The sequence below is a fragment of the Kitasatospora sp. NPDC058048 genome (assembly GCF_042885555.1).
Classification (GTDB): Bacteria; Actinomycetota; Actinomycetes; order Streptomycetales; family Streptomycetaceae; genus Kitasatospora; species Kitasatospora lactacystinica.
The window spans coordinates 38,723-51,622 of record NZ_JBHVRT010000046.1 but is presented as its reverse complement, the minus strand read 5'-3'; the positions used below and the strand labels follow the sequence as shown (position 1 = coordinate 51,622).

Below are 12,900 nucleotides of genomic sequence, written 5' to 3'. Positions count from 1 at the left end.
CCACACACCACCGAGTCACGCAACGGCGCGCGACAGGAGCCAAGAAGTCATGCAGACCAAGCTGGACGCAGCCAAGGCCGAACTGCTCAAGAAGGCAGCCGCAGCCGCTGAGAACAGCCAGGTGGGGGGAGCGGCGCCGGGGGAGGGTCTGAGCAATGGCGCTCTGACCGCGTACCTGCACCACTACTACCTTCACACCGCGCCCGAGGACCTGGTCGACCGCGACCCGGTCGACGTCTACGGCGCGGCAGCCTCCCACTACCGGCTGGGCCTCAAGCGCCCGCAGGGCACCGCCGAGGTGCGGGTCCACACCCCCTCGGTCGAGGAGAACGGCTGGTCCTGCGGCCACACCGTGGTCGAGGTCGTCACCGACGACATGCCCTTCCTGGTCGACTCCGTCACCAACGAGCTGTCCCGCCAGGACCGCGCGATCCACATCGTGATCCACCCCCAGCTGGTCGTCCGCCGTGACATCACCGGCAAGCTGCTGGAGATCCTGGACGTCGACGCCTGCTCCCGCAGCCAGGCCGCCGGCACCGACTGGCCGGCCGACGCGACCGTCGAGTCGTGGATGCACATCGAGGTCGACCGCGAGACCGACCGCGAGGACCTGCGCTCCATCGAGGCCGACCTGCGCCGCGTGCTCGGCGACGTCCGCGAGGTCGTCGAGGACTGGGGCAAGATGCGCGAGAGCGCGCTGCGCCTGGCCGACGAGCTGGCCGAGGAGCCCCCGGCCGGCCTGCCCGAGCAGGAGGTCGGCGAGGCCTGGGAGCTGATGCGCTGGCTCGCCGACGACCACTTCACCTTCCTCGGCTACCGCGAGTACGACCTGGTCGAGCACGAGGGCGAGGAGGTCCTCAAGGCCGTCGCCGGGACCGGCCTCGGCATCCTGCGCGCCGACCCGCACAGCCACGACGACGCCCACCACGCGGTCAGCGAGGCCTTCGGCCGGCTCTCCGCGCCGGTGCGCGCCAAGGCCCACGAGAAGAAGCTCCTCGTCCTGACCAAGGCCAACAGCCGGGCCACCGTGCACCGCCCGTCCTACCTGGACTACGTCGGCGTGAAGAAGTTCAACGCCGCCGGCGAGCCGATCGGCGAGCGCCGCTTCCTCGGCCTGTTCTCCTCCGCCGCCTACACCGAGTCGGTCACCCGCATCCCGGTCGTGCGCCGCAAGGTCCAGGAGGTGCTGGAGGAGTCCGGCTTCTCCAGCGAGAGCCACGACGGCCGCGACCTGCTCCAGATCATGGAGACCTTCCCGCGGGACGAGATCTTCCAGACCCCGGCCTCCGAGCTGCTCTCCATCGCGACGAGCGTGCTCTACCTCCAGGAGCGCCGCAAGCTGCGGCTGTTCCTGCGCCAGGACGAGTACGGGCGCTACTTCTCGGCGTTCATCTACCTGCCGCGCGACCGCTACACCACGCGCATCCGGCTACTGATCACCGACATCCTCAAGGAGGAGCTGAACGGCGCCACCATCGACTACACGGTGTACGCCACCGAGTCGGTGCTGACCCGCCTGCACTTCGTGGTCCGGGTCGCCCCGGGCACCGAGCTGCCGCACCTCTCCGACACGGACATCGAGCGGATCGAGAACCGGCTGGCCGAGGCCGCCCGGTTCTGGATGGACGGCTTCCACGACCAGCTGCACACCGAGCTGGGCGAGGAGAAGGCGGCCGAACTCGGCCACAAGTACGCCAACGCCTTCCCCGACGGCTACCGCGCCGACTTCCCGCCGCGCACCGCCGTCGCCGACATCAAGCAGATCGAGTCGCTGCACGGCGAGGGCGACTTCCGGCTCAACCTGTACCAGCCGGTCGGCGCCGGCGACGACGAGCGCCGCTTCAAGATCTACCGGGTCGGCGGCCCGATCTCGCTCACCGAGGTCCTGCCGGTGCTCCAGCGCCTGGGCGTCGAGGTGCTGGACGAGCACCCGTACGCGCTGCGCCGCTCCGACGGCACCACCGCGTGGGTCTACGACTTCGGCCTGAAGCTGCGCGAGGCCACCGAGCTCACCGACGAGGCGCGCGAGCGCTTCCAGGAGACCTTCGCCGCCACCTGGACCGGCAAGGCCGAGAACGACGGCTTCAACGAGCTGGTGCTGATCGCCGGGCTGACCTGGCGCCAGGCGATGATGCTGCGCACGTACGCCAAGTACCTGCGCCAGGCGGGCTCCACGTTCTCCCAGGACTACATGGAGGACGCGCTCCGCAACAACACCCACACCACCCGCCTGCTGGTCAACCTGTTCGAGGCCCGGCTGAGCCCGAGCCACCGTTCGGGCGCCCTGGAGCTGACCGAGGGCATCCTGGAGGAGCTGTCCGGCGCGCTCGACGAGGTCGTCTCGCTGGACGAGGACCGCATCCTGCGCTCCTTCCTGAACCTCATCAGGGCCACCCTGCGGACCAACTTCTTCCAGCGCACCGCCTCCGGCGAGTGGCACTCCTACGTGTCGATGAAGTTCGACCCGAAGGCCATCCCGGACCTGCCGGCCCCGCGCCCGGCGTTCGAGATCTGGGTCTACTCGCCGCAGGTCGAGGGCGTCCACCTGCGCTTCGGCAAGGTCGCCCGCGGCGGCCTGCGCTGGTCCGACCGGCGCGAGGACTTCCGCACCGAGATCCTGGGCCTGGTCAAGGCGCAGATGGTCAAGAACACCGTCATCGTCCCGGTCGGCGCCAAGGGCGGCTTCGTCGCCAAGCAGCTGCCGGACCCGACGGTCGATCGCGACGCCTGGCTGGCCGAGGGCGTCTCCTCGTACAAGACCTTCATCTCGGCGCTGCTCGACATCACCGACAACCTGGTCGGCGGCGAGGTCGTGCACCCGGCCGACGTGGTCCGCCACGACGAGGACGACACCTACCTGGTCGTCGCCGCCGACAAGGGCACCGCGACCTTCTCGGACATCGCCAACGGCGTCGCCGAGTCCTACGGCTTCTGGCTGGGCGACGCGTTCGCCTCCGGCGGCTCGGCCGGCTACGACCACAAGGGCATGGGCATCACCGCCCGCGGCGCCTGGGAGTCGGTCAAGCGCAACTTCCGCGAGCTCGGCGTCGACACCCAGACCGAGGACTTCACCGTCATCGGCATCGGCGACATGTCCGGCGACGTCTTCGGCAACGGCATGCTGCTCAGCGAGCACATCCGCCTGGTCGCCGCCTTCGACCACCGCCACATCTTCCTGGACCCGAACCCGGACGCGGCCTCCTCGTACGCCGAGCGCCGTCGGCTGTTCGAGCTGCCGCGCAGCTCCTGGGACGACTACGACAAGTCGCTGATCTCGGCCGGCGGCGGGGTGTACCCCCGGTCGGCCAAGGCGATCCAGCTGACCCCGCAGGTCCGGGCCGCGCTCGGCGTCGAGGCGGCCAAGCTGACCCCGGCCGAGCTGATGCGGGCGGTCCTCCAGGCCCCGGTCGACCTGTTCTGGAACGGCGGCATCGGCACCTACGTCAAGGCCTCCACCGAGACCAACGCCGAGGTCGGCGACAAGTCCAACGACGCCATCCGGGTCAACGGCGAGCAGGTCCGTGCCCGGGTCATCGGCGAGGGCGGCAACCTCGGCTGCACCCAGCTCGGCCGGATCGAGTACGCGGCCACCGGCGGCCCGGAGGGCACCGGCGGCTGGATCGACACCGACGCGATCGACAACTCCGCCGGTGTGGACACCTCGGACCACGAGGTCAACATCAAGATCCTGCTCAACCAGGTCGTCGCCGAGGGCGACATGACGGTCAAGCAGCGCAACGTCCTGCTGGCCGAGATGACCGACGAGGTCGGCCACCTGGTGCTGCGCAACAACTACGCGCAGAACGTCGTGCTGGCCAACGCCGTCGCCCAGGCGCACAGCATGGTCAACGTGCACGCCCGGATGATCAGCCGCTTCGAGTCGGCCGGCCAGCTGGACCGCGGCCTGGAGTTCCTGCCCACCGAGCGCCAGATCCGTGAGCGCCAGCAGAACGGCCGCGGCCTCTCGCAGCCCGAGATGTCCGTCCTGCTCGCGTACACCAAGATCATCCTGGCCGAGGAGCTGCTGGCCACCGAGCTGCCGGACGACCCGTTCTTCCGCAGCGCGCTGCACGAGTACTTCCCGAGCGCGCTGCGGGCGAGGTTCGCCGACGCGATCGACAACCACGCGCTGCGCCGCGAGATCATCACCACGCTGATCGTCAACGACACGATCAACCGCGGTGGCTGCACCTTCGCCTTCCGCCTGAAGGAGGAGACCGGCGCGACCTACGAGGAGATCGCCCGGACGCACACCGCCGCGCGGGCCGTCTTCGACCTGGAGCCGATCTGGGCCGAGATCGAGGACCTGGACAACAAGGTCCCGGCCCGGGTGCAGACCAAGATGCGCCTGCACTCGCGGCGCCTGGTCGAGCGCGCCACCCGGTGGATGCTCAACAACCGCCGCCAGCCGCTCGACATCGCCGGCACCATCGAGTTCTTCCACGACCGCGTCAACCAGGTCTGGGCCTCGCTGCCCAAGCCGCTGCGCGGCGAGGACCTGACCTGGTTCGAGTCCGTGTACGGCGAGCTGGCCGCGGCCGGGGTGCCGGAGGAGCTGGCCACCCGGATCGCCGGCCTCTCCTCGGTCTTCCCGACCCTGGACGTCGCCGAGGTCGCGGACCGCTCCGGCAAGGACGTCGCCGAGGTCGCCGACCTCTACTACGACCTGGGCGACCGGCTCCAGATCTCGCACCTGCTCGACCGCATCATCGAGCTGCCCCGCACCGACCGCTGGTCGTCGATGGCCCGGGCCGCGATCCGCGAGGACCTCTTCGCGGCGCACGCGGCGCTGACCGCCGACGTCCTGGCCTGCGGCGCCGAGGGCGCCACCCCGGAGGAGCGGTACACCGCCTGGGCCGAGCTCAACTCGACCCTGCTGAACCGCGCCAAGAGCACCCTCGACGACATAAGGGGTTCGGACAACTACGAGCTGTCCAGCCTCTCGGTCGCGATGCGCGTCATCCGCACCCTGCTGCGCACCGGTTCGATGCGCTGACGGACGGCTGTACCGGAGGGGCCCGCGTCCACGGACGCGGGCCCCTTCCGCATGCGCGGCCGTCGTGTCCGGCGGGCCGCCGATTCCGGGGTGTGACGGCGCAATCACCCTGCGCGCGAATCGAAGTGTGGTCGGGACGTGTCCCTGTGGTTAACGCGGCGTCACGAATGCCGTCATTTCTTGTCAGAGTTCCCAGCAAGTCGTGGAATTTCGCCCCAACTGCCCTTTTTGGTATCTGTTCTGACATGGCATGAGTTGCAGTAGGCTGACTCCGCGATAGGCGTCGCCGCAGGTCTCGTGCCGGAATGCACTTCGATGTGATGTGACATCAGGTGCCTTTCGGGGAGGTTCGGGCCGCCAGTCCCATTCGCGTTTCGGGGCCCGGACCGGCTCCACGCGATGCCACCTGAAGAGAGTTTCATGACGTCATTTGTGCAGGAACCCTTTTTCTGGGTCTTCATCGTGGTGATGCTCGCAGCCGTCGGAGCGGCCCTCCAGGCCCGCAGGACGAACCTCGCCCTGCGGCGGCGCAACGCCTCCCTGGAGGAGACGAGCGCCCTGGCACAGCGCCGGAGCGACGAGCTCGCCGCGCTGCACGACCATCTGCGGGGCCAGCACGCGTCCGAGCTGACCGCCGTCCGCCGGGACGCCGAGGAGGACACCAAGGCCGTCCTCAAGGCGGCGATGCGGACGCTGCAGGGCCTGGCCGACGAGCAGCAGGTCGTCATCGACAAGGTGCAGCGGAAGTACGGCGACAGCCCGCAGATCCTCGCCGACCTGATGACGATCGACCACACGAACAGCCAGTTCGGCCGGCGCGCCCAGGGCATCGCGGTGCTCTGCGGCGGCTGGCTGGGCCGCCGCGAGAGCGTCGCCTCGGTCTACGACGTGGTCCGCAGCGCCCAGGGCCGCATCCGGCACTTCGACCGGGTGCGGATCCATTCCAGGGTCAGCGTCTCGCTCGCCAGCAAGGTCGTCGAGCCGGTCGCCGTGGTGCTGTCCGAGCTGCTCGCCAACGCGACCAACTACTCCGCCCCGGACACCCCGGTGGAGGTCAGCGTCCAGGCCGTCCCCACCGGCGTCTGCCTGATCATCGACGACGCCGGCCTCGGCATGGGCCAGGAGGAGAAGGACCGCGCGGCACTGCTCCTCAACCCGGGCGCGCCGATCGGCCTCACCAGCCTGGGCAACCCCCCGAAGTTCGGCTTCGCCGTCTCCGGCATGCTGGCCGCCCGCTACGGCTTCCGGGTCTCCGTCGACTCGGTCTCCCCGTACGGGGGCGTGCGCGCCGTGGTGCTGCTGCCCGCCGAGCTGCTCAGCAGCGAGGTCGCGGCCCCGCCCGTCGCCGAGCACACCGACTACACCGACTACCAGGCCCAGGCGGCGCCGGTGGAGCAGCCCGCGCAGTCCTGGGCGCCGGGAGCCGGCCAGCGGCTGGTGTCGCTGTCCGAGCCGGCGGCGCCCCTGGCCCCGGTGCCGGCGCCGTACGCGGCGACGGCGGGACCGGAGACCACCGCGGACGGACTGCTGCCCCGGCGCCGCCGCCAGCGCCCCGTGTCGGTCGTCCCCAACCCGCTGGACCCCGGTCGGGCCGAGGAGCCGGTGCGGAGCGCCGGCCAGCACACGCCGTCCCGCCTCGGCGCGTTCCAGCGCGGCACGCTGTCCGGGCGCAACACCATGACCACGGAAGGAACCGAGATCCAGTGAGCCGTGATCTTTCCTGGGTGCTCAACGACGTACTCCAGGTACCCGGCGCCCGGCACGCCATCCTCGTCTCCGCCGACGGCCTCCTGCTCGAACGCTCCAGCGAGATCGGACGCGACGAGGCGGAGACCAATGCCGCCGCGATGAGCTCGATGCAGTCGCTGAGCCGCGCGGTCGCCCCGTTCGTCGGCGGAGGCGGCGGGCTCTGGCGCCAGACCCTGCTGGAGTACGACCACGGCTGGATCTTCCTGATCGCGGCCGGCAGCGGCGCGTACCTGGCCGCCTCCACCGCCCCCGACGTCGACATGGAGGCGATGTCCTTCCGGATGCAGCAGCAGGTGGGCGCGCTCGGACGGGCGATGTCGGCGGCGCCGCGCCAGAGCACGCTCAGCGGCTCATGACGGCCGGCGGCGAGGAACAGCGGGTCACCGGCGGCTTCATCCGCTCCTACGTCATCACCGGTGGACGCGAATTACCGAATGCGGACGACCTGTCTCTGATCACCTTGGTCACCATCGCGCCCGAGCAGGACCTCCCCGCCCTGCCGAGCCCGGAAACCCGGGCGATCTGGGAGCTGTGCTCCGGCGGCTACCTCTCGGTGGCCGAGGTCGCGGCCCGGCTGGAGCTGCCGGTCGGGGTCGTGAGGCTGCTGCTGACGGACCTGATCCGGGAGGGACGGCTGCTGCGCCGGTCGGCCCCGCCCCCGGCCCAGGCCCCGGACCCGAGACTTCTAGAGAAGGTACTGCATGGACTTCAACGCCGGTTCGCCTGAGGACATCTACGTCCCGGGCGCGGTGACGACCGCTGTCAAGATCCTGGTCGTGGGGCACTTCGCGGTCGGCAAGACCACGCTCATCGGGGCGCTGTCGGAGATCGCCCCGCTGAGCACCGAGGAGAGCATGACGCAGGCGTCCATCCGCGTCGACGACCTCCGCGGCGTACCGGACAAGAAGACCACGACCGTCGCCCTGGACTTCGGCCGGCTGACCCTCGGCGACGACCTGGTGCTGTATCTGTTCGGCACGCCGGGACAGCAGCGGTTCATGCAGCTCTGGGAGGACATGGCGCGGGGGGCGCTGGGCGCCCTGCTGCTGGCCGACCCGACCCGCCTCGCGGACACCTTCCCCGTCATCGACCTGATCGAGCAGTACGGCCTGGAGTACGCCGTGGCGGTCAACAGCTTCGACCGGCAGAGCGACTACACCGAGGACCAGCTCCGCGAGGCGCTCGACCTGCTGCCGCACACGCCGGTGGTGTTCTGCGACGCGCGGGACCAGCGGTCCTCGGCCGACGCCCTGCTGACGCTCGTCCGGCACCTGCTCGAACGCGCCTCCTGACCTCCCCCACGCCTTCCTCCCCTCACGTCTCCCGGGTCCGCACCCGCCCGGGGCCACCCCCAAGGAACGACCCATGGAATCTCTGCAGCGACCCGTCCCGCAGTCGCCTCCGCCGGGCTGCCCGATGCACGTCGGCGTGAGCACGCCGCTCTACGGGGAGATGTTCTCGGCCGACCCCGACGCGGTCTACGACAAGCTGCGCGCCCACGGTCCCGCCGCGCCGGTGGAGTTGGCCCCCGGGGTGGACGCCACCCTGGTCACCTCGCACGAGGCCGCCCTGCGGGTGCTGCAGAACCCGGGGATGTTCGCCCGGGACTCGCGGCGCTGGGCGGCGCTCAACGAGGGCCGGGTGCCGATGGACAGCCCCGTCCTGCCGATGATGTTCTACCGGCCCAACTGCCTCTTCACGGACGGCGCCGAGCACCTGCGGCTGCGCAAGGCCGTCACCGAGAGCCTGGACCGGCTCAACGACAACCGGCTCAACCGGCACGTCGAGCGGATCGCCGGCTACCTGATCGACCAGTTCAGCGCGCTGGGCCGGGCCGACCTGCTGAACGACTACGCCAAGCTGCTGCCGCTGCTGCTGTTCAACCAGCTGTTCGGCTGCCCGGCCGACATCGGCGACCGGCTGACCCGCAGCATGTCCGCGCTCTTCGACGGCCTCGACGTGATCCAGGCCAACGAGGAGCTGACCTCCTGCCTGATGGACCTGGTCGCGCTGAAGCGCCGCCAGCCGGGCGACGACATCACCTCCTGGCTCATCCAGCACCCGGCCGGCCTGCGGGACGAGGAGCTCAAGGACCAGCTGGTCATGCTGATGGGCGCCGGCGTCGAGCCCGAGCGCAACCTGATCGGCAACGCGCTGCTCCTGCTGCTGTCCGGCGAGGGCGGCCCCGGACTGCGCATCGAGGACGCCCTCGACGACGTGCTGTGGAACAACCCGCCGATCGCCAACTACGCGACGCACTACCCGATGCAGGACCTCAACCTGGGCGGCGTCCCGATGGACGCCGGCAGCCCGGTGGTGATCAGCTTCGCCGCCGCCAACAGCGACCCCGCGCTCACCGACGCCCGGCTGACCCTCAGCAAGGGGGCCCACCTGGCCTGGGGCGCCGGCCCGCACGCCTGCCCGGCCAAGTCGCCGGCCCAGCTGATCGCCCTGAGCGCCATCGAGTGCCTGCTCAACGCGCTCCCGGACGTCACGCTCGCGGTTCCCGCGGAGCGCGTGGAGTGGCGGCCGGGGCCGTTCCAGCGCGGCCTGGTCTCGCTGCCGGTGCGGTTCAGCCCGGTGGCCGCCCGCACCGCGCGGCCGGTCGCGGATCCCGTCCCGGCCCCGGCGCCGGCCGGCTCCGAGCAGGCGCCGGCGTACCCGCAGCCTGCCGCCGCGCCCGCCCGGGCGCCGCAGAAGAAGGGCTGGTGGAGCTCCTTCCTGGACGTCTTCCGGGTCTGAAGCCGGGTCTGAAGCCGGGTCCGATCCCGGGCCCGGATCCGGGCCTGATTCCGGGCCCGGGCGTCCGGGGCCCCGGGGGTCCCGCTCCGACACGCCGCCGGAAGCCGCACGGTCACCGCGAGGTGAACGGCGTGCGACGGCGGTGCAGTACGTGACGTGGGCAACACGGATCGACGCTTGAGCGCGCTGTTGCTGGGTAGTACGCCGCCGTACTGCCCGCCCGCGTGTTGAAGGAGCCCGTGTGACCGCCATGTTGGAAGCCCGCCCCGCGGAGTCGGAGCGCCCTGACGGAAGGGCCGACCGCCGTGCCGCCGTACCGCTGCTGCGGAGGCTGCGCTCGGCCGAGGGGCTCGCCGATCCGAGCCCGGTCTACGACGAGCTGCGGGCGCTCGGCGACCTCGTCCCGGCGCCCTGGGGCGGCTACCTGGTCACCGGCTACGAAGCGTGCGACCAGGTCCTGCGCGGCAGGACCTGGCTCGTCCCGGACTTCGCCTGGCAGGAGCGGCAGAGCGGGACGGACCGCTGGGAGGCCGTCGCCACCCAGGAGATGAGCCGGACCCTCTCCCGGCTCAACGCCCCCGAGCACACCCGGCAGCGGCGCAGCCTCGGGAGCCTCTTCGACCGGAACACGCTGCGGGACATGGCGCCGGAGATCGAGGCCGACGTCACGGGGCTGCTCGACCGCCTGGCCGAGCGAATACGGACGGACGGGGAGGCGGACTTCGCCACCGTGGTCGCCGAGCAGCTGCCGATCGGCACCGTCGGGCGCTGGCTGGGCATCGCGCCCGCGGACTACCCGCACATCCTGACGATGACCCACAACCAGGTGCACGCCCAGGAACTGCTGCCCACCAAGAGCCAGCTGGCGGTCTCCGAGCAGGCCACCATGGACCTGCGCGAGTACTTCACCCGCCTCGTCCGGGAGCGCCGCGAGAACGACGGCGACGACGTGATCGCCGGCTGGATCCGCACCTGGGACGGGCTGGAGTCCGACCGCGAGGCCACCGACCGGATGGTCTACCAGCTCACCATGTTCGTCACCATCGCCTCGCTGGAGACCACGGCGACGCTGCTCTCCTCGCTGGTGTGGCAGCTGCTGCAGTCGCCGGGCCGGTGGGAGTGGCTGCGGGAGCGGCCCGAGCACATCGACGAGGCGATCGACGAGGCGCTGCGCTACGACCCGCCGATCCGCGTCAACAGCCGCGTCGCGGGCGAGGACACCGTGCTGGCCGGGACGTTCCTCCCCAAGGACACCATGGTCCACGTGATGTACGGCGCGGCCAACCGCGATCCGCGCCGCAACCCGGACCCGCACACCTTCGACCCGCTCCGCCGGGGCACCCACCTCACCTTCGGCGGCGGCGCCCACTACTGCCTCGGCGCGGGCCTGGCCCGGCTGGAGGCGCGCGCCCTGCTCGGCCAGCTGCTGGAGCGCTTCCCGACGCTGCGGGCGGCGAGCCCGCCGGAGCACGCGCCCCGGATGGTCTTCCACCGGGTGACGTCCCTGAGAGTGGCCGCATGAACGTCTCCTCGCAGGCTCCCCAGTACCACCCGTACGCGATGCGGCCCCCGTACCCGGCGAACCCCCCGGCGCCCACCGGCTGGTACGCCGAGCCCGAGCCGGCACCCGCTGGGGCATTTGAGCCGGCCCCCGGGCCCGCGCCGGTCCGTACGGTCCGTTCCGAGCTCCGGGGAGCGGTGCTCCACGTCGAGCTGGACAGCCCGGAGACCGGGAACGCCGTCACCTCCGCCATGCTGGACGAACTCCTCGCCGTCCTCGCCGTGCCCGACCCGGCCGTGCGGGTGATCGTGCTGTCCGCGGCGGGCCGGGACTTCTGCCTCGGCGGCGACCGCGAGGAACTCCTCGCGGGCCTGGACGCGGACCCGACCGGCGGCCGGATACGAAGCTACGGAGACAAGGCCCGCCGGGTCTGCGACGCCCTCACCAACAGCCCCGCCGTGACCGTCGCACGGGTCCAGGGCCGGGCGACCGGCGCCGGCTTCGCCCTGGCGCTCGCCTGCGACCTGCGGGTCGGCGCCGACAACGCCGTCTTCCGGCTGCCCGAGCTGGCCCTGGGCCTGCCCGTCGCCTGGGGCGGGCTGCTGCCCCGCCTGCTCCACGAGGTCGGCGCGGCCCGGGTCCGGGAGATCATCCTCACCGGCCGCCCGGTCGGCGCGGTGGAGGCGCGGGAGCTCGCCATCCTGCAGCGGGTCGTCCCCGAGCAGGACCTGGACGGGGCGGTGGACGAGTGGGCCAGGCCCGTCACGCGCCGCCCCGAGGCCGCCCTGCGGGTCACCAAGACGCTGCTCGCCTCGCACGCGTCGGCCACCCGGCTGTCCGACGCCTCCGTGCTCGACTCCGAGCTGATGGCCTCGGTCCTCGCCGCCGCCCACTACGCCCGCGGTCTCGCCGCCCGGCCCCCGGTCGACTGACCGGCGCATGCGAAGGGGCCCGCGTCCTCGGACCCGGGCCCCTTCCGTGCGTGGGGGAACCGGTTGTCGATCGTGCCCGCACGTTCGCTACCGTGTGCGGTCGACGAAGGAGAGATGATCATGGTGGGGACGACGCGCGGCGGGCGCGTGGCCGGGGCCGTACTGACGACGGCGCTGGTCATGGCCGGAGCGGCGGCCTGCGGGGGAGACGGAGGCGGCGCTGCCGAGGCGGCGACCAGTACACCGCCGCAGCCGTTCGGCGCCGCCGGCTACCGCGGGCTCCAGCTCTCGATGACCAAGGAGGAGGCGCTCACCTCCGGAGCCCTGGAGCCGTCGCCGGTCTCGCTGCTCAACGGCTGCACCGACTACGCGTACAAGGGCGGTCCGGCGCCGGACCCGGTCCGGATGGCGGCCGAGGCGGAGGTCCGTACGAAGGTCGACAAGGCCCTGGCCAGGATCGACGAGATCAAGGCGGCCAGGAAGCCGCTCGCGCCCCTGGCCCCCGGGGCCTCGTCGAAGGAGCGGCAGGAGTACCTCGCGGGCCTTCGGGAGCAGCTCGACCAGACCGAGGCGGGGCGGCAGGAGATGGCCGTGCTCTACAAGGACCTGGACCTCCTCGGGCCTGCCCGCAAGAACCGGGACCAGGCCTTCCTGACCACCGGCCGGGTCAACTTCGGCACCGAGGGCCTGCGCCAGCTGGTCGCCCCGGCGGGCGCCCGCACCGCCGAGGGCATCGGGGCCGGCTCGACGGAGGAGGAGCTCAAGCGCGCCTACGAGGGCAGGGACCTCAAGCCGGTCAAGGAGGGCGGTTACGAACTCCCGTCCGAGAGCGGCGGCGGCGGCCCGGACTGGTTCTACGAGTTCACCGTGGCCGACGGCAAGGTCGCCGGGCTCGCCCTGGTGAAGCACAACACCTACTGCGCCTGAGAAACCGGTTGTGGATCGTGGCCGCACTCTCGGTACGGTGACCCTTGAAAGAT

General features: G+C 71.5%; 9 protein-coding genes. All 9 read left to right on the top strand.

Going from position 1 to position 12,900, the window contains the following annotated elements; all coding sequences use genetic code 11:
• Positions 1-49: 49 nt before the first annotated feature.
• The 9 genes from ACFVVA_RS35095 to ACFVVA_RS35055 all read left to right on the top strand — a co-directional run bounded on the left by ACFVVA_RS35095 (position 50) and on the right by ACFVVA_RS35055 (position 12,847).
• Positions 50-4,996 carry an NAD-glutamate dehydrogenase gene (locus ACFVVA_RS35095; protein WP_387694781.1) on the top strand — a complete coding sequence of 1,649 codons (4,947 nt, stop codon included), beginning with the start codon at positions 50-52 and terminating at the stop codon, positions 4,994-4,996.
• 420 nt (positions 4,997-5,416) lie between these two features.
• Positions 5,417-6,703 (top strand): ATP-binding protein, encoded by a 1,287-nt coding sequence (locus ACFVVA_RS35090; protein ID WP_387694780.1) that lies wholly within the window; start codon positions 5,417-5,419, stop codon positions 6,701-6,703.
• Positions 6,700-7,101, top strand: a complete 402-nt coding sequence (locus ACFVVA_RS35085) for a roadblock/LC7 domain-containing protein (protein WP_359908526.1) — start codon at positions 6,700-6,702, stop codon at positions 7,099-7,101. The genes ACFVVA_RS35090 and ACFVVA_RS35085 overlap by 4 nt, the downstream gene beginning before the upstream one ends.
• Entirely contained in the window at positions 7,098-7,472 is a 375-nt protein-coding gene (locus ACFVVA_RS35080) for a DUF742 domain-containing protein (RefSeq protein ID WP_387694779.1), read from the top strand. The genes ACFVVA_RS35085 and ACFVVA_RS35080 overlap by 4 nt, the downstream gene beginning before the upstream one ends.
• Complete coding sequence (locus tag ACFVVA_RS35075; RefSeq protein WP_359908521.1) at positions 7,447-8,037, top strand: ATP/GTP-binding protein; 591 nt, start codon at positions 7,447-7,449, stop codon at positions 8,035-8,037. The genes ACFVVA_RS35080 and ACFVVA_RS35075 overlap by 26 nt, the downstream gene beginning before the upstream one ends.
• Positions 8,038-8,110: 73 nt before the next feature.
• Positions 8,111-9,487, top strand: a complete 1,377-nt coding sequence (locus tag ACFVVA_RS35070; protein WP_387694778.1) for a cytochrome P450 — start codon at positions 8,111-8,113, stop codon at positions 9,485-9,487.
• 250 nt (positions 9,488-9,737) lie between these two features.
• Positions 9,738-11,009, top strand: a complete 1,272-nt coding sequence (locus ACFVVA_RS35065) for a cytochrome P450 (RefSeq protein WP_387694798.1) — start codon at positions 9,738-9,740, stop codon at positions 11,007-11,009.
• Between the two features lie 38 nt (positions 11,010-11,047).
• Positions 11,048-11,920: an enoyl-CoA hydratase/isomerase family protein gene (locus ACFVVA_RS35060; protein ID WP_387694797.1), complete on the top strand. Its 873-nt coding sequence runs from the start codon at positions 11,048-11,050 to the stop codon at positions 11,918-11,920.
• A 120-nt stretch (positions 11,921-12,040) separates the two neighbouring features.
• Positions 12,041-12,847 (top strand): hypothetical protein, encoded by an 807-nt coding sequence (locus tag ACFVVA_RS35055; protein WP_387694777.1) that lies wholly within the window; start codon positions 12,041-12,043, stop codon positions 12,845-12,847.
• The last annotated feature ends 53 nt before the right edge of the window (positions 12,848-12,900 follow it).

Bases quoted from the DNA above. Each gene is read 5' to 3' on its own strand.
- ACFVVA_RS35090 (WP_387694780.1), top strand. From the start codon at position 5,417: ATGACGTCATTTGTGCAGGAACCCTTTTTCTGGGTCTTCATCGTGGTG.
- ACFVVA_RS35065 (WP_387694798.1), top strand. From the start codon at position 9,738: ATGTTGGAAGCCCGCCCCGCGGAGTCGGAGCGCCCTGACGGAAGGGCC.
- ACFVVA_RS35080 (WP_387694779.1), top strand. From the start codon at position 7,098: ATGACGGCCGGCGGCGAGGAACAGCGGGTCACCGGCGGCTTCATCCGC.
- ACFVVA_RS35055 (WP_387694777.1), top strand. From the start codon at position 12,041: ATGGTGGGGACGACGCGCGGCGGGCGCGTGGCCGGGGCCGTACTGACG.
- ACFVVA_RS35070 (WP_387694778.1), top strand. From the start codon at position 8,111: ATGGAATCTCTGCAGCGACCCGTCCCGCAGTCGCCTCCGCCGGGCTGC.
- ACFVVA_RS35060 (WP_387694797.1), top strand. From the start codon at position 11,048: ATGCGGCCCCCGTACCCGGCGAACCCCCCGGCGCCCACCGGCTGGTAC.
- ACFVVA_RS35095 (WP_387694781.1), top strand. From the start codon at position 50: ATGCAGACCAAGCTGGACGCAGCCAAGGCCGAACTGCTCAAGAAGGCA.
- ACFVVA_RS35075 (WP_359908521.1), top strand. From the start codon at position 7,447: ATGGACTTCAACGCCGGTTCGCCTGAGGACATCTACGTCCCGGGCGCG.